The sequence below is a fragment of the Mycobacterium sp. NGS18 genome (assembly GCF_059813185.1).
In genome coordinates, this window is sequence record NZ_JCALEC010000005.1 from 180799 (window position 1) to 198610 (window position 17812).

A 17812-nucleotide genomic window follows, 5' to 3' on the forward strand; every position below is an offset into this window, starting at 1 on the left:
CCGTGGACGTTCGCAGCGGTACCGCCCGCTCCGGAGACCTGGACATCTTCTATGAGGACATGGGCGAGGTCGGCGACCCGCCGGTGCTGCTGGTGATGGGCCTGGGCGCCCAGCTGCTGCTGTGGCGCACCGGGTTCTGCGAGAAGCTGGTGGCCCAGGGCCTGCGGGTGATCCGCTACGACAACCGGGATGTCGGGTTGTCCACCAAACTGGGCCGCAAGCACGCCCGCGGCGCACTGGTGCCGCGGATGGCACGGTTCTGGCTGGGCAAGCCCGGTTCAGCCGTCTACACCCTGGAGGACATGGCCGACGACGCCGCCGCCCTGCTGGACCACCTGGGTATCGAGAAGGCCCACGTGGTCGGCGCCTCGATGGGCGGGATGATCGCGCAGGTGTTCGCGGCCCGGTTCGCCGACCGGACCCGGTCGCTGGCGGTGATCTTCTCCAGTAACAACCGGCGATTCCTGCCGCCGCCGGCGCCGCGCGCGCTGCTGGCACTGCTGTCCGGGCCGCCGCCGGACTCCCCGCGTGAGGTGATCATCGACAACGCGGTGCGGGCCAGCCGGATCATCGGCAGCCCCGGCTACCCGACACCGGAGGAGCAGTTGCGGGCCAACGTCACCGAGGCCTACGAACGCAGCTACTACCCGTGGGGCATCGCGCGGCAGTTCGGCGCCATCCTGGCCAGCGGCAGCCTGGCCGCCTACGACCGGCTGATCACCGCGCCGACGGTGGTCATCCACGGGCTGGCCGACAAGCTGATGCGCCCCTCGGGGGGCCGGGCGATCGCCAACGCCATCGACCGGGCCCGGCTGGTGCTGATCGAGGGCATGGGCCACGACCTGCCCGAGGAGCTGTGGGATCCGGTGATCAACGAGCTGACCACCACCTTTGCCGCCGGCCGGTAGCGGATTGTCAGCAGACTTACGGTAAACGGTAGGATGAGCGAGCCTCTACCTATTCCCCCACAAGATCGCGAGTAAACCGAGCTATGCCCACATTGGAGCCGAAGTACGAGGAACTGCAGTCTATCTACGACATCTCGAATGAGTTCTACGAGCTGTTCCTCGGCCCCACCATGGGCTACACCTGCGGGTTCTACCCCGATAAGGACACCACCTGCGACGAGGCGCAGATCGCCAAGTTCGACCTGGCGCTGGGCAAGCTGGGCCTGGAGCCGGGCATGACGCTGCTGGACATTGGATGCGGCTGGGGGGCCTGCATGCAGCGCGCGATCGAGAAGTACGACGTCAACGTCATCGGGCTCACCCTCAGCGGTGAGCAGCGCGAGTACGCGATCGACAAGCTGTCCAAGGTGGACACCAACCGCAGCGTCGAGGTGCGGCTGCAGGGCTGGGAGGAGTTCACCGACAAGGTGGACCGGATCGTGTCGATCGGCGCGTTCGAGCACTTCGGCCGTGACCGCTGGGCGGACTTCTTCCGCATCACCTATGACGCACTGCCCGAAGACGGGCGGATGCTGCTGCACACCATCACCGCGATCGCCGGCTCGGAGGACGCGCTGGCCAGAGGCCTGCCGCTGACGATGGATCTGGCCAAGTTCACCCTGTTCATCATGAAGGAGATCTTCCCCGGCGGGCAGCTTCCGTCGGCATGGTTGCCCCGCAAGTACGCCGCCGAGGCCGGCTTCACCTGCACCCGCGACGACGAGATCGGGCCGCACTACGCGCGCACCCTGGAGGACTGGGCCGCGATGCTGGCCGCCAACAAGGAGCGCGCGATCGAGGTGCAGGGCCAGGTGGCCTACGACCGCTTCGACAAATACCTCAACGGCTGCGTCAAGCTGTTCCGCGACGGCTACAACACCGTCCACCAGTACACGCTGCAAAAGTAGCGCTGAGCAGCCGGTTCACCGGCGAGAACACCTCCGCCGCCGCGCTCGGTGGCGGGGAGACGCGCCGAGTGCGCGTAGGATTCCGGAGGCGGCTTTTCGTGCTCGGGGGGAGCACACCGCCATCGGGGGGAGTCCTTGTCATGTCTTCAAAGCTGAATCCGCATTTCGCGGAGGTGCAGGCGCACTACGACCTATCGGATGAATTCTTCGAGCTGTTCCTGGACCCGACCAGAACCTATAGCTGCGCCTACTTCGAACGTGACGACATGACCCTGGAACAGGCCCAGCTCGCCAAGATCGACCTGTCGCTGGGCAAGCTGGGACTGCAGCCCGGCATGACGTTGCTCGACGTCGGTTGCGGCTGGGGTGCCACCCTGCGTCGCACCATCGAGCGATACGACGTCAACGTGATCGGGCTGACCTTGAGCCGCAATCAAGCCGCTCACGTGCAGCGCAGCTTCGATGCGCTGGACAGCCCGCGCGACCGGCGGGTGCTGCTGGCCGGCTGGGAGCAATTCGACGAACCGGTGGACCGGATCGTCTCGATCGGCGCGTTCGAACACTTCGGCTTCGAGCGCTACGACTCCTTCTTCGCGATGGCCCACCGGCTACTGCCGGCCGACGGCCGGATGCTGCTGCACACCATCACCACGCTGTCGGGCAACCAGTTCGCCGAGCGCGGCCTGCCGCTGACCATGGAGGCCGCCCGGTTCAGCAAGTTCATCATGAGCGAGATCTTCCCGGGCGGCCGGCTGCCGTCGATCGAGATGGTGCACGAGCACTCCGAACGAGCCGGTTTCGCCGTGGAACGGACCCAGTCGCTGCAGCTGCACTACGCCAGGACCCTGGACCTGTGGGCGCAGGCTCTGCAGGCTCACCACGACGAGGCGATCGCCGTCCAGTCCGACGAGGTCTACCAGCGCTACATGAGGTATCTGACCGGCTGCGCGGAGCGGTTCCGGCTTGGCTACATTGACGTCAACCAGTTCACCCTCGCCAAGTAGACATCCGGCCACCGATGCCGACCCGGGCACTATGCGCCCGCTATGATTCAACGGTTGACCGGCTTGGGCGACACACCACACACCGCGTCCGGTCACGGCGGGTTACATCAGGAAGGCAACCAGTCAAAGATGGCGGAGAAATCGACACGCACCGCGGGAATGCGTCCGAAGTTCGAAAACATCCAGGCTCACTACGACCTGTCCGATGACTTCTTCGCCCTGTTCCAGGACCCGAGCCGCACCTACAGTTGCGCGTACTTCGACCCGCCGGACCTGAACCTGGAGCAGGCGCAGATCGCCAAGCTCGACTTGAACCTGGACAAGCTGGACCTGCGGCCCGGAATGACGCTGCTCGACATCGGCTGCGGCTGGGGCGCGACCATGAAGCGCGCCGTCGAGAAGTACGACGTCAACGTGATCGGCCTGACCCTCTCGACGAACCAGCACGCCTACTCACAGAGCCTGCTCGACGAGATCGACACCGAACGGTCCCGCCGGGTGCTGCTGAAGGGCTGGGAAGAGTTCGACGAGCCGGTGGACCGGATCGTCTCCATCGAGGCGTTCGAGCACTTCGGCTTTGAGAACTACGACGACTTTTTCAAGACCTGTTACGACATCATGCCGGCCGACGGCCGGATGGCCATCCAGAGCAGCGTCAGCTTCCACCCCTATGACTTGAACGCCCGCGGCAAGAAGCTGACGTTCGAGACGGCGCGGTTCATCAAGTTCATCCTCACCGAGATCTTCCCGGGCGGTCGGCTGCCCACCACCGACATGATGGTGGCGCACGGCGAGAAGGCCGGTTTCACGGTGCCCGAAGCGATTTCGCTGCGCTCGCACTACATCAAGACGCTCAAGATCTGGGGCGACGCGCTGGAGGCCCGCCACGACGAGGCCGTCGCGATCCAGTCCGAAGAGGTCTACCAGCGCTACATGAAGTACCTGCGCGGCTGCGAGTACTACTTCACCGACGAGGCCCTGGACGTCAGCCTGGTCAGCTACGCCAAGAGCGCTTAACCGCCGAGCAGACGCGAAAGCCCCCAATTCCGTAAGGAAAAGGGGGCTTTCGCGTCTGCTCGCGAGGGTTACTCGGCCGCGAAGTTGCGGGTGACGGTCGGGTCCACCGGGATGCCGGGGCCGGTCGTCGTGGAGATGGTGACCTTCTTCAGGTAGCGCCCCTTGGACGACGACGGCTTGAGCCGCAGCACCTCGTCGAGCGCGGCACCGTAGTTCTCCGCCAGCTTGGTCTCCTCGAAGGAGGCCTTGCCGATCACGAAGTGCAGGTTGGCCTGCTTGTCCACCCGGAAGTTGATCTTGCCGCCCTTGATGTCCGAGACGGCCTTGGCGACGTCGGGGGTCACCGTGCCGGTCTTGGGGTTGGGCATCAGGCCGCGCGGGCCCAGCACGCGGGCGATGCGGCCCACCTTGGCCATCTGGTCGGGCGTGGCAATCGCGGCGTCGAAGTCGAGGAACCCGCCCTGGATCTTCTCGATCAGGTCGTCGCTGCCGACCACGTCGGCGCCGGCGGCGATGGCGGCGTCGGCCTTCTCGCCGACCGCGAACACCGCGACCCGGGCGGTCTTACCGGTGCCGTGCGGCAGGTTCACGGTGCCGCGGACCATCTGGTCGGCCTTGCGCGGGTCGACGCCGAGCCGGATGGCCACCTCGACGGTGGCGTCCTGCTTGGTCGAGGACGTCTCCTTGGCCAGCTTGGCGGCCTGCAGCGGGGTGTAGAAGTTGTCGCGGTCCACCTTCTCGGCGGCGGCGCGGAATGCCTTGCTGTTCTTGCTCATGGTTATCCAATCTCAGGTGGTTGGTTGTGGTTGACGGGCCGAAGCTGGCCCTCCCACTCGACTGTTTCTCGTCGAATAAGCCCTTCGCATTCCTACGCTGGGCCTCGTTCCTCGGCCCGCTTCGTCGTGCTCAGGTCTATTCGACGAAGATCATTCGACGGTGATGCCCATCGACCGAGCGGTGCCGGCGATGATCTTGGCTCCGGCCTCGATGTCGTTCGCGTTGAGGTCGGCCTTCTTGGTCTCGGCGATCTCGCGGACCTGGTCCCAGCTCACCTTGGCGACCTTGGTCTTGTGCGGCTCGGCCGAACCCTTGGCGATGCCGGCGGCCTTGAGCAGCAGCCGCGCCGCGGGCGGGGTCTTGAGCGCGAAGGTGAAGCTGCGGTCCTCGTAGACGGTGATCTCCACGGGGATGACGTTGCCGCGCTGGCTCTCCGTCGCGGCGTTGTACGCCTTGCAGAACTCCATGATGTTGACGCCGTGCTGACCGAGCGCGGGTCCGACCGGCGGCGCGGGGTTGGCCTGACCGGCTTCGATCTGAAGCTTGATCAGCCCGGCGACCTTCTTCTTCGGGGCCATGAGTTGGGGTGTTCCTTTCCTACGTACTAGATCTTGGAGACCTGGTTAAAGGTCAGCTCCACAGGCGTCTCGCGGCCGAAGATGGACACCAGCACCTTGAGCTTCTGTTGTTCGGCGTTGACCTCGCTGATCGAGGCGGGCAGCGTGGCGAACGGCCCATCCATGACGGTGACCGACTCGCCGACCTCGTAGTCGACCTCGATGACCGGCCGTTCCAGACCGCCCTCGTGGGCCGCCGCCGCAGTGCTGGCCGCACCGCGCGCCTGCTTCTTGGCCGCGCCCTGCGGCAGCAGGAACTTGACCACGTCGTCGAGCGGCAGCGAGGTCGGCCGGGAGGTGGCGCCGACGAACCCGGTGACGCCCGGGGTGTTGCGCACCGCGGACCAGGAGTCGTCGGTCAGGTCCATCCGCACCAGGATGTAGCCCGGCAGCACCTTGCGGTTGACCTGCTTGCGCTGGCCGTTCTTGATCTCGGTGACCTCTTCGGTGGGCACTTCCACCTGGAAGATGTAGTCGCCGACGTCCAGGTTCTGCACGCGGGTCTCGAGGTTGGCCTTCACCTTGTTCTCGTAGCCGGCGTAGGAGTGGATGACGTACCAATCGCCCGGCTTGGTGCGCAGCTCGGCCTTGAGCGCCACCGCGGGGTCGAGCTCCTCCGCGGGCTCAGCGTCGGCCGCCTCGGCGGCTTCCGGGGCCTCGGGGCTCTCGGGGGCCTCGACAGCCTCAGCCGTCTCTTCGGCCGGGGCCTCGGCAGGCACCTCGGTGGTCTCCGCCACGTCGACCGGCTCGCCCGCAGGCGTATCGCCGTCGAAGGTAGTCACGGTTGTCAGTCCTTCCTATAACTTCACTCGCCGAACACCAGCAGCACCAGCCGGGCGAATCCGTAGTCCGCACCGGCGACCAGAGCCACCATGAAGACCAGGAACGCCAGCACCACCGCGGTGTAGGTGACCATCTGCTTGCGGTTCGGCCAGATCACCTTGCGAAGTTCGCCGACGACCTGCTTGAGGTAGTTGAAGACGAAGAGGAACGGATTGCGCGACGGCCCGTCCGACTTCTTCTTGACCTTCTTGGCCTTCTTGGCCTCGTCCCCGCCCAGCTCGGTCGCGGTGGACTCCAGCTCGTCGACGCCATCGTCCGCGCCGCGCCGCCGGGAGCGCTTGCCGGTGGGCCGCAGCGGGTCGCCGACCTGCCTGTTCGCCACCGCCGTGCGACCGGGGCGGAGAGGAGAGTCGGCCTCGCTGTCGCCGTCGGCTGCGGCGTCGGGACGGTCGAGCTCGTCGGTCACCGCATGCTCCTTCGTTCTTCTCGCTTACGTATTGCCGTACCGCACCTAGGTGAGTTCCAGTGTCCACTGTCCACCATGGCACGTCAGCAGGGGCGACAGGACTTGAACCTGCAACCTGCGGTTTTGGAGACCGCTGCTCTGCCAGTTGAGCTACGCCCCTTCGCGGTTGGCAGACCAACCTGCGTTCCGGGATCTCACCTGTGCACCGTCTCCGGCCCACACAATTCGCGCGCTCCCCGTTCGCCTCACGGAAAGCGCGCTAGTGCTGGGAAAACCCCGAGGTCCGAGTGTACCTCGCCGCCCGGGCCAGTTACTAATCAGGCTGTTCGGCGAGGCTCGCCGGAGTCGGCCCGAAGGGACGGCGGAGGTGAGCGGAAGCCGGGACAGCCGCAACTAATCAGGCTGTTCGGACGACCTGACCGGATTCGGCGTCCCACTTCAGGCTCACCGAATCGTCGCCGTCGTGGCCCATCATCGTGGTGAACGCCTCCAGCACGACATCGCCGTCCTGGTCGGTCAAGATGTTGCGGGTCGTCACGATGTCGGCGCCGAACCGCTCGTTGACCGACGCGATCTCCATCCGCGCGTAAAGGACGTCGCCGGCCTTGATCGGTTTGCGGTAGGTGAACCCCTGGTCGACCTGGACCATCTGCATGGTGGTGTAGCCGGTGTCGACGTTGCGGAAGAAGTCGGACTGCACCAGCTTGGCCAGGATCGCCACGAAGGTCAGCGGGGCCAGCACCGAGTCGTAGCCCAGTTCGGCCGCCGCCGCCTCGTCATAGCAGGCGGGGTCCTCGGCCTTGATGGCCCGGGCGAACTCGCGGATCTTCTCGCGGCCCACCACGAACGGCTCCGGGTAGCGCCAGATCAGGCCCCGGATATCGGTTTTGATCGCCATCGTTGAATCCCCTAGGCGAGCTTCGCCGAGGCGACCGCCCGTCCGAAAATCTTCTTTCCGTCGGTGGTGGCGGTGAGCGCGATCGTCACCGACTTGGATTCGGGGTCCACAGACTTCACCCGGCCGCTGAAGACGATCTCGGCGCCCTTGCCGTCGTTGGGCACCGGCACCACGGCGGTGAAACGGACGTTGTACTCGGTCACCGCTCCCGGGTCACCCACCCACGCGGTGACGTAGCCGCCGCCGAGCCCCATGGTCAGCATGCCGTGGGCGATCGCGGTGTCCAGGCCCACCTGTTGGGCGATCTCGTCGTCCCAGTGGATCGGGTTCAGGTCGCCGGACACGCCGGCATAGTTGACCAGATCCTGCCTAGACAGCGGGATGACCCGCTCCGGCAGCTGATCGCCGACCTTGACCGAACTGAACTCACGCAACGCCATCGGTGAAACCCTTTTCTCCCTCGCCGGCGCGACCCGCCAACGTCGTATACGTCTCCTGCACGGTCTCGCCGACATCATTGGTGACCACCTGCCGGGTCACGATGATGTCGGTGCCGTGTGCGCGGCGAACCGATTCCACCGAGACGTCGCAGTACAGCCGGTCGCCTTCCTTGATCGGCTGGTGAAACTCCAGCTTCTGGTCGACCTGGACGATCTGGGCGTCATCGACGGTGACACCGGCGTGCTCGAAGAACGACGAAATCGCCTTGTGCCCGAACACCGAGATGTAGGTCAGCGGGGCCAGCAGGCCGTCGTAGCCGAGGCCGGCGGCCGCCCGCAGGTCGAAACTGGCCGGGTCCACGGCCTTGACCGCGCGAGCGTATTCGCGGATCTTCTCCCGCTCCACGTCATAGTGGTCGGGATAGCGGTAATGCGCCCCGGCGAGGCGCTCGGCCAACGACACGGTTCGCGCGACCTAGCGGGATTCGCGGTGAGACTGGTGCTTGCCGCAGTTGGGGCAGAACTTCTTCAGCTCCAGCCTGTCGGGGTCGTTGCGGCGATTCTTCTTGGTGATGTAGTTGCGGTGCTTGCACACCTCACAGGCCAAGGTGATCTTCGGCCGCACATCGGTGCTGGAGGCCACGTCAGCTGCCCTCTTTCATCTGTTGTTGCGCTGGTTCTCGTAGTAGCGATGGCCGGACTTGAACCGGCGACCTAACGATTATGAGTCGTTCGCTCTAACCAACTGAGCTACATCGCCGCGGGTAATACACCTGCCAGCAGGCCCGGCGTCCACCGAGCCCCCTAACGGAATCGAACCGTTGACCTTTTCCTTACCATGGAAACGCTCTGCCGACTGAGCTAAGGGGGCCTGACCCACGGCGGCCATCCGGCGCCGTGAGCCTGTAGAAGGTTACAACCTCGGCCACGAGGTCACCAAACCGCGGTGCCGACGGCGACGACCTGCCGCGCCCGGCTTCGCCGGGTTTGCGGTACCGGCTGCTTTAGGGTGGAGGGCGTGCCCGAATCCGACCGGCTGTATTTCCGCCAACTGCTCTCCGGACGCGATTTCGCGGTCGGGGACCCGATGGCCACCCAGATGCGCAATTTCGCGTACCTGATCGGCGACCGGCAGACCGGCGACGCCGTGGTGGTCGACCCGGCCTACGCCGCCGGTGACCTGCTCGACTCCATCGAGGCCGACGGTATGCGGCTGTCCGGCGTACTGGTGACCCATCACCACCCCGATCACGTGGGCGGGTCGATGATGGGATTCGAGCTCAAGGGCCTCGCCGAGCTGCTGGAGCGGACCAGCGTCCCGGTTCACGTGAACACCCATGAGGCACAGTGGGTTTCGCGGATCACCGGAATTCCGATGACGGACCTGACCGCCCATGAGCATGGCGACAAGGTCAGCATCGGCGACATCGAGATCGAGCTGCTGCACACCCCCGGGCACACTCCGGGCAGTCAGTGCTTCCTGCTCGACGGCCGCCTCGTCGCCGGCGACACGTTGTTCCTGGAGGGCTGCGGCCGCACCGACTTCCCCGGTGGCGACTCCGACGAGATGTACCGCAGTCTGCAGCAGCTGGCCGCCCTGCCGGGTGACCCGACGGTGTTTCCCGGGCACTGGTATTCGGCCGATCCGAGCGCTGCGCTCTCCGAGGTCAAGCGATCCAACTATGTATTCAGCGCCGGAAGCCTGGACCGGTGGCGCATGCTGATGGGCGGATGAGGGGATAGCCGATGGGATCAGTCGAGGACCGCTGGTACGACATCGCCCACGCGGGGCCGGAGACGTGGCTGGCATTCGCGGCGTGGCTGGCGATCGGGATCACCGTGCTGGCGCTGCTCTATCTGAACCGGCAACTTCAGCGCAACCGCCGCGCGGCCGCCGAGCAGACCCGCCCGCACGTGGCGATGTACATGGAGCCGCACGCCGCGGACTGGCACGTCATCGAGCTGGTGGTCCGCAACTTCGGCAAGACCGCCGCCTACGACATCCGGTTCTCGTTCGCCCAGCCGCCGACCGTGGCCCGCTACGAGACGGCTTCGGACGGCTACGCCGATGTGGTCGCCTTGCAGCTGCCCGAGGAGCTGACGGTGCTGGCGCCGAACCAGGAGTGGCGCACGGTGTGGGACTCGGCGATCGACCGGGCCGAGCTCGGTGAGGGCATCGAGTCGCGGTTCACCGGGACGGTCAGCTACTACGACACCCCCGACGAGCCCAAGGGGTGGTTCGGGCGCGGTAAGCGGACCCCCTACGAGAACAAGGTGACGCTGGACTGGGGCGACCTGCCGCCGGTGCGGCGCGTCGAGTTGATGACGACGCACGACCTGGCCAAGCGGGAGAAGCAGAAGCTGGAGCTGCTGCGCAGCCTGCTCAGCTACTTCCACTACGCCAGCAAGGAGACCCGCCCGGACGTGTTCCGCGGCGAGATCGAGCGGATCAACGGGGCGGCCCGCGAGATCCAGGACCGGCTGCGCGGCCGCGAGCAGCTCGAGGGCGCCGGCAACACCGACATCACCGTGCGGCTCGGCGACGCCAGCGCCGAGCTGGGCAAGCACCGGCACTGAGCTTGCGTCACTCGGCGCCGGGATAGTGCGCCACCCGGAACCGCTCCAGGTAGGCCGGCCAGTCCCAGCCCGCCAGGAACTTCTGCGTCGCGACGTAGCCGTTTTGGTAGAGCTCTTCGAGGCGCGAGCGGGAGATCCCGAAGTCCAGCACCCCCACGTCGGTCGGGCTGATCTTGATGGCGCGCACGCTGACCCACGGCTGGTTCAGATAGGTCTGGTCGTGGCCGACTAGCAGGGTGCTGATCAGGTTCTCCAGCAGCCGCGACTGCCCGAACATGCGCAGTGGCCGCAGGCCCGGAACCATGTCGCCGATATCGCCGCCGGACAGCTCCGGCACCACCGTCACCCCGAAGGTGGGCCACAGCGGCGCGCGGCCGTCGAGCCGGTCGAACGTGTAGATCGGGAAGTTCGACAGCACCCCACCGTCGACCAGCGTGGATTGCCGCCCGGCGGCGCTGGTCAGCGTCACCGGGCGGTAGAAGAACGGCACCGACATCGAGGCCCGCACCGCGTCGGCGACCGACTGCTCGTCGGGGTCGAGGCCGTAGACCCGCCGGTAGTCCCACGGCAGCCGGACCAGCTGCCCGGTCGTCACGTCGGTCACACTGACCACCGCCCGGTAGCGCCGCTCGGTCAGCAGGTTGTCGTCGTCGTAGGTCAGATCGCCCCAGGTGCGCACCCCCAGGTTGGCCAGCTCGCCGCGAATCCAGTCGTGCGCGACGTCGCCGCGGTACAGGCCGCTGTCGCGCAGGAATCCGAACGCCGCGCCCAGCAACGGGACCGGTACCTCGGTGTCGCGCCAGGTGGACAGCGGCACAGACAGCGCCAGTTCCTTGACCTGTTCCGCGGTCAGCTGATCGCCCTGGGCGGCCGCGGCCAGGATGGTGCCCACCACCGAACCGCCGGACACCCCGGAGATGCGCTGCACCGAGTAGCCGGCGTCCATCAGCGCCACCACCGCTCCGACCAGCCCGATGAACCGCACTCCCCCGCCGGACAGCACCAGGTCTGCGGTCAGCGGCGCGTTCTTCTGCGATCGACGAGTGGCCATCGGTCGGCACTCAGTCCGCGGAGTTCCACTCGTAGGGCAGGAATTTGCCGTCGAGGGTGATCACCACCCGATCACCGCCCGGGTGCGGTTTCTTGTCGATGTCCACGCTGAAATTGATCGCGCTCATGATGCCGTCCCCGAACTGCTCGTGGATCAGTTCCTTGATCGCGGGGCCGTAGACGCCCACCGCCTCGTAGAGCCGGTAGATGGTCGGGTCGGTGGGCGGCGTGGTGAGCCCGCCGCGCACCGGCACCGCGGCCAGTATCGGTACCACCGAACGATCCAAGCCGAGCAGATCGGCCAGGATCTCGCCCTGCTCGGCCGGGATGGGCTGCTGGCCCAGCAGCGCCGACGTGGTCCAGACGACCGGTTTCTTGATCGCGTCGGCCAGTTCCTGCCAGCTCAGGCCCTTGGCCAGCCGGGCGGCGACGATCTGCTCGGTGATCTCGCTTCGGTTCATGGCTTCCAGCATGCCCGTGTCGGTCAGCCTGCGAAATAGCGACGCAGGTTCTCCCACATGGCGGCATGCGAGCTGCCTCCGTCGCGCAGCACGGTGTTCATCAACAGCCGGGGTGCGCTGATGTCGACCTGCTCGTGCAGCCGGCTGCCGTCGCCGTGCGGGCGCACCGTCACCGTCGACCACATTTCGATGCCGGGCCGCTGCAAGGTGTGGCTGCGGATCTCGCCGGGGCCGTCGGTGCGCAGGTCCACCCGGCAGGTGAAGCGGATCGGGATGCCGTACAGGCGCATGCGGTGCGGGGCCAGGTAGCGGGTGGCGCCGTCGGTGCCGCCGGGGACGCGGCGCACGTCCACCAGCATCGGGTGCAGCGCTTCATAGTTGGTCAGGTCGGCCAGAAACGCCGTCACAATCTCCGGCGACGCCCCGACGTCGGCGGTGTGCTCCAGGCGTCCGCGGGCCATGTCAGCGACCTTAGCCCGGCCGGCACCGCTGGCATACTCGGCGGCATGCCCGCTCCCAAAGCCCCTGGACTGCGTCTGCTGATCGCCGTATTCGTGGCCGTGACGGCCCTGCTAGCTACGGGATGCGGTTCGCGGACCACGGCCGAGGGCACCCAGCTGGGCTTCACCGCCCAAACCCTGGACGGCCGGGCGTTCTCCGGTTCGAGCCTGCACGGCCGGCCGGCGGTGCTGTGGTTCTGGGCGCCGTGGTGTCCCACCTGCCAGAAGGACGCGCCGGTGGTGGCGCGGGTGGCCGCCGCGCATCCGGCGGTGACGTTCGTCGGGGTGGGCGCCCGCGATGAGCTGAGCGCGCTGCAGGACTTCGTCGCCAAATACGGCGTGGATTCCTTCACCGAGCTCAACGACGCCGACGCCGCGGTGTGGGCCCGGTTCGGGGTGACCCGTCAGCCCGCCTATGCCTTCGTCAGCCCGGACGGCGAAGTCGAGGTGGTGAAGGGCTCGCTGTCGGAAGCCGATCTGAGTGCGCGGGTGCAGGCGCTGACGCCGGCGTGATCGACACCGCCACCCTGAGTTTCGCTCTGGGCGCCGGGCTGGTCGCGGCGCTGAACCCGTGTGGCTTCGCGTTTCTGCCGGGTTATCTGGGTTTGGTGATCGCCGATAGCCGGGACACCTCGCGTCCGGTGGCGCTGGCCCGCGCCGGTGCGGCGACGGTGACGATGTCGGCGGGATTCCTGACGGTGTTCGGGATTTTCGGGCTGGCGGTGTCGCCGTTGATCGCCTCGGCGCAGAAGTATCTGCCGTTCGCCACCGTGGTCATCGGCGTGCTGCTGCTGGCGATGGGCGGCTGGCTGCTGGCCGGCCGGGATATCTCGGTGCTGCTGCCCAAGGCGGGCGGGACCCCGACGGCGCGGCTGGGGTCGATGTACGGCTACGGCGTGGGCTACGCGGTCGCGTCGTTGTCGTGCACGATCGCACCGTTTCTCGCGGTGATCAGCACGACCTTCCACCAGGGCTCGACGCTGGCCGGGGTGCTGGCGTTCGTCGCCTACGCCGCGGGCATGAGCATCACCGTCGGCGTCGCGGCGCTGGCGGTGGCGCTGGCCGGTTCGTCGGCGACGGCGGCGCTGCGCCGGGTGCTGCCGTATGTGGGCCGCATCGCCGGGGTGATCGTGCTGTTGACCGGGTTGTACGTCACCTACTACGGCTACTACGAGATCCGGTTGTACTTCTCCGGCGCCGACGCCGACGATCCGGTGATCCACGCGGCCGGCGCGGTGCAGTCCTGGCTGGCCGATCGGGTCGACGCGCTGGGCGTCTGGCCGCTGCTGGGAGCGGTCGCGGCACTGGTATCGGTTTCGATTGTTTCAATTAGGCGCACTCGCGGGTAGCATGGACGCATGCCCACCGCCGTCGCACCCATCGCCCGCCAGGTCGCCGAACGCGCCCGCACCGATGCCGGGTTCGCCCAGGTGCTCGACGCCCTGCTGGAGGCACCGACGGCGCCGCAGGGCACCTTGGAGCGTATCGCCGCCCACGCGCTGAACGACCAGCGTCGCGCCGCCCTGATCGACGACTTCGTCGCCGGGGCGCTGCCCACCCCGAAGGTTCAGACGCTGCTACGGCTGGGCACTCCGCAGGCGGTGCACCGGCTGCGCAGCCGCGGCAAGGTGATCGGCGCGGCCGTGGGCAACCAGACCTGGTTTCCGGCCTGGCAATTCGACGACGCCCGGCTGCGCGCCGACCTGCCCGAGATCCTGGAGTTGCTGGCCCGGTTCACCACCGATCCGCTGGCCGCCGACCGCATCATGCGGCTCACCCATGACGACTTGGGCGCTATCTCGATCGCCGAGGCACTGCGCCGCCCCGCCACCGCGGCGGACGCCCGGCGGATGCTGACCGCGCTCGGTGCCTGAGCTTCCCGCCGGCTACCGGGCGCCACTGCCCGACGCCCGGCCGACCGGGCTGCGCCGCCGCCGGATCACCTGCGGAACGCGGCTGTGGCGCCTGGACGCCGAGCACCCCTGCCGGTGGGCCTGGGACGGGTTCCCCGAACCGCGCTACCGCTTCGACCCGACGTCGGGAATGTTCCGCACCCGCTATGGGGCAACGGATCTGCTCGGGGCGTTCCGGGAGCGCTACCGGCTGACCGGGTTGATGATCCCGGCCGACCACGCCGACCACCACCTGGTGCGGCTGACCGCCGCCCGGCATCTGCGGGTGCTCGACTTGCGCACCGAACGCAACCTGGACGCGCTGGGCGTCGACGACCAGATCAGCACCGGTCAGCACGACGCGGTGTGGGCCACCTGTCAGCGGCTCGCCGACGCGGTGCGGCGTTGGTGGCCCGAGCCCGCGGAATGCCCGGACGCGATCGTCTACCGGTCGCGCACCACCCCGGAGACCTCGGTCAACTACGCGTTCTTCGCCGTCGAAGCGTTCGAGGTGGCGGCGTGGCCGCTGTCTGGGCGGCCCGAGGTGACAGCGGATCTGGTGCTGCGGCACGGGTTTACGATCGGATACTGAGCGCATCGTTTCCCGCCTGCCCCATCCGTCACCGGTCCGGAGGATAGGGGCGTGTGCCCGCCTTTGAGCGACACCGTCGATTATGTCAACCTGCGGTTGGCCCAGCGCCCGATTCCCGCCCCGCGCCCGATTCCCACCGCCCGTCCCCGCCCCGAGAAGCCGACATAACGTCGCTTGTCGCTCAAAGCCGGGCACACATCACATCCCCCACCCCGCCGGAAGATCACCGCCGCTGGCCTCGGGCTCAGCCCGCAGCGACGCTCTCATCACCGAACCGGATACCGATATCGCGCGCCGTCTGAATCGAATCACAGTCCGGCGGAACGGTTTTCTGCCGACTGGTGGCCTCGGCCAACGGCACATAGTCCACCGTCGGCGGGTTGAGCGCCACCATCACCCCGCTGTATCCCTCATCGAGGGCACGCACCGCGGCGGCCCCGAACCGCAGGCCCAGCAGCCGGTCCGCCGACGTCGGCGATCCGCCGCGCAGCAGGTGGCCGAGCACCACCGCCCGCGATTCGCGCCCGGTCAGCGCCTCGAGTTCGGCGGCCACCTTGGCGCCGATACCACCCAGGCGTTCGGCCTGACCCACCGATGTGGCCGCCACCGTGCGCGTGCCGCCCACCGGGGCGGCACCCTCGGCGACGCAGACCATCGAGTACGTCGAACCGCGTTGTGCGCGTTGGTTGATCAGCTCGGCGACCGGTTCCAGGCGGTAGGGAATCTCCGGGAGCAGGATGGCGTGCACCCCGGAGGCCATGCCGGCGTGCAGGGCGATCCAGCCGGAATAGCGGCCCATCACCTCCACCACGATGATCCGGCTGTGCGAGGTGGCGGTGGAGAACAGCCGGTCGATGCATTCGGAGGCGAACCCGACGGCGCTGTCGAAACCGAACGTCGAGGCGGTGCGGTCCAGGTCGTTGTCGATGGTCTTGGGCACCCCGACCAGCCGCAGCCCGGCCTGGTGCAGGTGATTGCCGATCGTCAGGGAGCCGTCGCCGCCGACGGTGACCAGCGCATCGATCCCGTGTTCGGCGAAACGCCCGAGCAGCTCCTCGGTGCGGTCGACCTCGACCCAGCTGCCGTCGGCCTGCTGCATGGGGTAGGCGATCGGGTTGCCGCGGTTGGTGCTGCCCAGAATGGTTCCGCCCTGGTGGATGATGCCGCGCACCCGTTCACGGGTCAGGTCGATCAGCCCGCCGTCGGCGTAGTGGTCGCCCAGCAGCATCCCGTTGAAGCCGTCGCGGATCCCGACGACATCCCAGCCGCGGTTGCGGGCGGCCAGGGTGGTGGCGTAGATGACCGCGTTGAGGCCGGGAGCATCGCCACCGCCGGTGCTGATCGCGATGCGTTTGATGCCAGGCGTCACGAAACCTCCTGCACAGGGTTTTTCGGGTCGATCAGGATCTTGGCGTGATGCGGTCGGAGCCAGGTGCCGCAGCGCAGCACCTCGAGTTGCGCACTGCTGCAGCTGACCGCTTTCACGCACACCAGCCTACGAGGCAGTCCCGTCGACGTCGGGGGTTTGTGGTGGCCGCGCTGTCATCGGCCGAGCACGCAGCAGCGCACCCAGCGCGACCACGGCCAGCACGGCCAGCCACGGCCACGCGCCCTGCTGGTGCACCCACCCGGCGAGCGTGCCCTGCACGCGCCCGACCGCGGCCAGCACCCGATCGTCCCCGCCGGCGCGCAGCTCGAACAACCGCACCTCGTAGAAGCCGTAATAGCCGACGTAGAGCCCGACGGCCACCAGCAGTGCACCGCTGATCCGACTGGTATAGCGCGTGATTCGGCGTAACCGGTCGATCAGCGCCGAACGAGCCAGCGCCACCGACATCGCCAACACCCCGACCAGCAACCCGAACCCTGCCGCATACGCCAGATAGGCCGTCACCCCGCCCAGGCCACCGCGCAGGGCCGCCCCGGTGACCGCCAGAAACGGGCCGATCGTGCAGCCCAACGACGCGCACGCGTAGCCCACCCCGTAGCCGAGCATCGACCCGATCCGGGCGGTCGGCGCCCACCGCCCGCCGCATGCGGCGACCGCGAGCCGGCGGCCCGCCAGCAGCCAAACACCAAGCGCCATCAGCACGATGCCGATCACCACCGTGGCATACGGCAGGAAACGCTGCACCCGCGCCGCCACCGTCACGGTCAGCAGCCCGAAGACACCGAACACGGCCAGAAAGCCAAGGGTCATCGCGGCGGTGGCCGCCAGCGCACGCCCCACCGCGCTCAACCCGCCGCCCCGCTCACCGCGCACCACCAACGCCAGATAGGCGGGCAGCAGCGCGAACCCACACGGATTCAGCGCCGCCACCAACCCTGCGGCGAACGCCAGCCCGGGCAGGTTGTGGTTCACCTACGTCAGCGCCGCGACCCGGTCGGACAGCTCCTGCTGTGACATCGCCGCAGTCGGGTTGTTCACGAATGTCGAGGTGCCATCGGAGCGCTCGAACACGTACGCCGGCTGCCACGGCACCCCGAATCGCGCCCAGATCGAGCCGTCGGCGTCGTTGAGGTTGGTGAAGTTCAGGTGGTACTTGGCCACGAAGTCCCGCATGGCCGCCGCATCGGCGCGCCCCGCCACCCCGACGAAGGTCACCCGAGGGTTGGCGGCCGCGACCTGGCTCACCGACGGCGCCTCGGCGTTGCAGAACGGGCAGCTCGGCCTCCAGAACCACAGCACGGCGGGTTTGCCCTGCAGGCTCGCACCGTTGAATGGGGTCCCGTCGACGGTGGTGGTGGTGAACTGCAGCCGCTCGTCGGCGGCCGTGGCGGCCGGTGGGCCGGCCAGCCCGACAGCCAGTGCGGCGACGGCGGCCAGTACCAGGGTGTAGATCCTCATGACAGGCACCACGAACCCGACCGGCCGATGGTTCA

General features: G+C 67.7%; 24 protein-coding genes and 3 tRNA genes. 10 read left to right on the forward strand and 17 right to left on the reverse strand.

The genetic code is table 11. The annotated features are described in order from the left end of the window. The first annotated feature begins 2 nt into the window (after positions 1 to 2). From AC5Y31_RS12120 to AC5Y31_RS12135, 4 genes are all read left to right on the forward strand, one after another. Entirely contained in the window at positions 3 to 908 is a 906-nt protein-coding gene (locus tag AC5Y31_RS12120) for an alpha/beta fold hydrolase (protein ID WP_499980568.1), read from the forward strand. An 83-nt stretch (positions 909 to 991) separates the two neighbouring features. Then, positions 992 to 1855, forward strand: a complete 864-nt coding sequence (locus AC5Y31_RS12125; RefSeq protein WP_065025310.1) for a cyclopropane mycolic acid synthase family methyltransferase — start codon at positions 992 to 994, stop codon at positions 1853 to 1855. A gap of 140 nt (positions 1856 to 1995) precedes the next feature. Continuing rightward, on the forward strand, positions 1996 to 2859 hold the full coding sequence (locus AC5Y31_RS12130) for a cyclopropane mycolic acid synthase family methyltransferase (protein WP_499980569.1): 864 nt from the start codon (positions 1996 to 1998) through the stop codon (positions 2857 to 2859). A 129-nt stretch (positions 2860 to 2988) separates the two neighbouring features. After that, the gene (locus AC5Y31_RS12135; RefSeq protein WP_301631471.1) at positions 2989 to 3876 is read left to right on the forward strand and encodes a cyclopropane mycolic acid synthase family methyltransferase; all 888 of its coding nucleotides are present in this window, start codon (positions 2989 to 2991) and stop codon (positions 3874 to 3876) included. Between the two features lie 68 nt (positions 3877 to 3944). Here AC5Y31_RS12135 and rplA read toward each other — a convergent pair whose 3' ends face one another. From rplA to AC5Y31_RS12190, 11 genes are all read right to left on the reverse strand, one after another. Next, positions 3945 to 4652 (reverse strand): 50S ribosomal protein L1, encoded by a 708-nt coding sequence (gene rplA, locus AC5Y31_RS12140; RefSeq protein ID WP_065025308.1) that lies wholly within the window; start codon positions 4650 to 4652, stop codon positions 3945 to 3947. Between the two features lie 150 nt (positions 4653 to 4802). Then, positions 4803 to 5231, reverse strand: a complete 429-nt coding sequence (rplK, locus tag AC5Y31_RS12145; protein WP_065025307.1) for a 50S ribosomal protein L11 — start codon at positions 5229 to 5231, stop codon at positions 4803 to 4805. Between the two features lie 26 nt (positions 5232 to 5257). Further along, positions 5258 to 6052, reverse strand: a complete 795-nt coding sequence (nusG, locus tag AC5Y31_RS12150) for a transcription termination/antitermination protein NusG (protein ID WP_499980571.1) — start codon at positions 6050 to 6052, stop codon at positions 5258 to 5260. 23 nt (positions 6053 to 6075) lie between these two features. Then, positions 6076 to 6519, reverse strand: coding sequence for a preprotein translocase subunit SecE (secE, locus tag AC5Y31_RS12155; protein WP_301631473.1), 444 nt, complete (start codon positions 6517 to 6519; stop codon positions 6076 to 6078). An 87-nt stretch (positions 6520 to 6606) separates the two neighbouring features. Beyond that, positions 6607 to 6679 (reverse strand) — tRNA-Trp (locus AC5Y31_RS12160). Between the two features lie 237 nt (positions 6680 to 6916). Next, on the reverse strand, positions 6917 to 7417 hold the full coding sequence (gene hadC / locus AC5Y31_RS12165; RefSeq protein ID WP_065025304.1) for a (3R)-hydroxyacyl-ACP dehydratase subunit HadC: 501 nt from the start codon (positions 7415 to 7417) through the stop codon (positions 6917 to 6919). Positions 7418 to 7428: 11 nt separating this feature from the next. After that, positions 7429 to 7857: a (3R)-hydroxyacyl-ACP dehydratase subunit HadB gene (gene hadB / locus AC5Y31_RS12170; protein WP_064855577.1), complete on the reverse strand. Its 429-nt coding sequence runs from the start codon at positions 7855 to 7857 to the stop codon at positions 7429 to 7431. Next, on the reverse strand, positions 7844 to 8320 hold the full coding sequence (gene hadA / locus AC5Y31_RS12175; RefSeq protein ID WP_499980573.1) for a (3R)-hydroxyacyl-ACP dehydratase subunit HadA: 477 nt from the start codon (positions 8318 to 8320) through the stop codon (positions 7844 to 7846). Before hadA ends, hadB begins: the two co-directional genes overlap by 14 nt. A 12-nt stretch (positions 8321 to 8332) precedes the next feature. After that, entirely contained in the window at positions 8333 to 8500 is a 168-nt protein-coding gene (gene rpmG, locus AC5Y31_RS12180; protein WP_013827599.1) for a 50S ribosomal protein L33, read from the reverse strand. Between the two features lie 43 nt (positions 8501 to 8543). Continuing rightward, positions 8544 to 8617, reverse strand: a tRNA-Met gene (locus tag AC5Y31_RS12185). Between the two features lie 38 nt (positions 8618 to 8655). Continuing rightward, positions 8656 to 8728, reverse strand: a tRNA-Thr gene (locus AC5Y31_RS12190). 147 nt (positions 8729 to 8875) lie between these two features. Between AC5Y31_RS12190 and AC5Y31_RS12195 the strand changes: the two genes are divergently transcribed. Both AC5Y31_RS12195 and AC5Y31_RS12200 read left to right on the forward strand, forming a co-directional pair. Continuing rightward, positions 8876 to 9592, forward strand: a complete 717-nt coding sequence (locus tag AC5Y31_RS12195; RefSeq protein WP_065025339.1) for an MBL fold metallo-hydrolase — start codon at positions 8876 to 8878, stop codon at positions 9590 to 9592. 11 nt (positions 9593 to 9603) lie between these two features. Further along, complete coding sequence (locus tag AC5Y31_RS12200) at positions 9604 to 10434, forward strand: DUF8453 domain-containing protein (protein ID WP_065025302.1); 831 nt, start codon at positions 9604 to 9606, stop codon at positions 10432 to 10434. A 7-nt stretch (positions 10435 to 10441) separates the two neighbouring features. Here the strand turns inward: AC5Y31_RS12200 and AC5Y31_RS12205 are convergent, their stop codons facing one another. Genes AC5Y31_RS12205 through AC5Y31_RS12215 form a run of 3 tightly spaced genes read right to left on the reverse strand, consistent with a single transcriptional unit; the run spans position 10442 to position 12406 of the window. Then, a complete protein-coding gene (locus AC5Y31_RS12205) occupies positions 10442 to 11485 on the reverse strand; it encodes a patatin-like phospholipase family protein (RefSeq protein WP_499980574.1) in 1044 nt (347 codons plus the stop codon). Between the two features lie 10 nt (positions 11486 to 11495). Next, positions 11496 to 11945, reverse strand: coding sequence for a cyanase (gene cynS, locus AC5Y31_RS12210; protein ID WP_499980575.1), 450 nt, complete (start codon positions 11943 to 11945; stop codon positions 11496 to 11498). Positions 11946 to 11968: 23 nt separating this feature from the next. Then, positions 11969 to 12406 (reverse strand): SRPBCC family protein, encoded by a 438-nt coding sequence (locus tag AC5Y31_RS12215; protein WP_499980577.1) that lies wholly within the window; start codon positions 12404 to 12406, stop codon positions 11969 to 11971. 45 nt (positions 12407 to 12451) lie between these two features. Between AC5Y31_RS12215 and AC5Y31_RS12220 the strand changes: the two genes are divergently transcribed. From AC5Y31_RS12220 to AC5Y31_RS12235, 4 genes are read left to right on the forward strand one after another with little or no spacing between them, the layout of a single operon-like run. After that, positions 12452 to 12958: a redoxin family protein gene (locus AC5Y31_RS12220; protein WP_499980578.1), complete on the forward strand. Its 507-nt coding sequence runs from the start codon at positions 12452 to 12454 to the stop codon at positions 12956 to 12958. Next, a complete protein-coding gene (locus AC5Y31_RS12225; protein ID WP_499980579.1) occupies positions 12955 to 13794 on the forward strand; it encodes a cytochrome c biogenesis CcdA family protein in 840 nt (279 codons plus the stop codon). The genes AC5Y31_RS12220 and AC5Y31_RS12225 overlap by 4 nt, the downstream gene beginning before the upstream one ends. 9 nt (positions 13795 to 13803) lie before the next feature. Beyond that, positions 13804 to 14319, forward strand: a complete 516-nt coding sequence (locus tag AC5Y31_RS12230) for a hypothetical protein (RefSeq protein ID WP_499980580.1) — start codon at positions 13804 to 13806, stop codon at positions 14317 to 14319. Beyond that, on the forward strand, positions 14312 to 14929 hold the full coding sequence (locus AC5Y31_RS12235; protein ID WP_499980582.1) for an RES family NAD+ phosphorylase: 618 nt from the start codon (positions 14312 to 14314) through the stop codon (positions 14927 to 14929). Before AC5Y31_RS12230 ends, AC5Y31_RS12235 begins: the two co-directional genes overlap by 8 nt. A gap of 244 nt (positions 14930 to 15173) precedes the next feature. Here the strand turns inward: AC5Y31_RS12235 and AC5Y31_RS12240 are convergent, their stop codons facing one another. The 3 genes from AC5Y31_RS12240 to dsbE form a co-directional block, all read right to left on the reverse strand. After that, a complete protein-coding gene (locus AC5Y31_RS12240) occupies positions 15174 to 16298 on the reverse strand; it encodes a 6-phosphofructokinase (protein ID WP_499980583.1) in 1125 nt (374 codons plus the stop codon). A 126-nt stretch (positions 16299 to 16424) separates the two neighbouring features. Then, on the reverse strand, positions 16425 to 17291 hold the full coding sequence (locus tag AC5Y31_RS12245; RefSeq protein WP_499980584.1) for a cytochrome c biogenesis CcdA family protein: 867 nt from the start codon (positions 17289 to 17291) through the stop codon (positions 16425 to 16427). Beyond that, a complete protein-coding gene (gene dsbE, locus AC5Y31_RS12250; RefSeq protein ID WP_499980586.1) occupies positions 17292 to 17777 on the reverse strand; it encodes a disulfide bond-forming protein DsbE in 486 nt (161 codons plus the stop codon). Between the last annotated feature and the right edge of the window lie 35 nt (positions 17778 to 17812).

What these genes read in the sequence shown, in the direction of transcription:
- AC5Y31_RS12125 (WP_065025310.1), top strand. Translation starts at nt 992, where the DNA reads ATGCCCACATTGGAGCCGAAGTACGAGGAACTGCAGTCTATCTACGAC.
- AC5Y31_RS12130 (WP_499980569.1), top strand. Translation starts at nt 1,996, where the DNA reads ATGTCTTCAAAGCTGAATCCGCATTTCGCGGAGGTGCAGGCGCACTAC.
- AC5Y31_RS12135 (WP_301631471.1), top strand. Translation starts at nt 2,989, where the DNA reads ATGGCGGAGAAATCGACACGCACCGCGGGAATGCGTCCGAAGTTCGAA.
- rplA (WP_065025308.1), bottom strand. Translation starts at nt 4,652, where the DNA reads ATGAGCAAGAACAGCAAGGCATTCCGCGCCGCCGCCGAGAAGGTGGAC.
- rplK (WP_065025307.1), bottom strand. Translation starts at nt 5,231, where the DNA reads ATGGCCCCGAAGAAGAAGGTCGCCGGGCTGATCAAGCTTCAGATCGAA.
- hadC (WP_065025304.1), bottom strand. Translation starts at nt 7,417, where the DNA reads ATGGCGATCAAAACCGATATCCGGGGCCTGATCTGGCGCTACCCGGAG.
- hadB (WP_064855577.1), bottom strand. Translation starts at nt 7,857, where the DNA reads ATGGCGTTGCGTGAGTTCAGTTCGGTCAAGGTCGGCGATCAGCTGCCG.
- AC5Y31_RS12200 (WP_065025302.1), top strand. Translation starts at nt 9,604, where the DNA reads ATGGGATCAGTCGAGGACCGCTGGTACGACATCGCCCACGCGGGGCCG.
- AC5Y31_RS12205 (WP_499980574.1), bottom strand. Translation starts at nt 11,485, where the DNA reads ATGGCCACTCGTCGATCGCAGAAGAACGCGCCGCTGACCGCAGACCTG.
- cynS (WP_499980575.1), bottom strand. Translation starts at nt 11,945, where the DNA reads ATGAACCGAAGCGAGATCACCGAGCAGATCGTCGCCGCCCGGCTGGCC.
- AC5Y31_RS12215 (WP_499980577.1), bottom strand. Translation starts at nt 12,406, where the DNA reads ATGGCCCGCGGACGCCTGGAGCACACCGCCGACGTCGGGGCGTCGCCG.
- AC5Y31_RS12220 (WP_499980578.1), top strand. Translation starts at nt 12,452, where the DNA reads ATGCCCGCTCCCAAAGCCCCTGGACTGCGTCTGCTGATCGCCGTATTC.
- AC5Y31_RS12230 (WP_499980580.1), top strand. Translation starts at nt 13,804, where the DNA reads ATGCCCACCGCCGTCGCACCCATCGCCCGCCAGGTCGCCGAACGCGCC.
- dsbE (WP_499980586.1), bottom strand. Translation starts at nt 17,777, where the DNA reads ATGAGGATCTACACCCTGGTACTGGCCGCCGTCGCCGCACTGGCTGTC.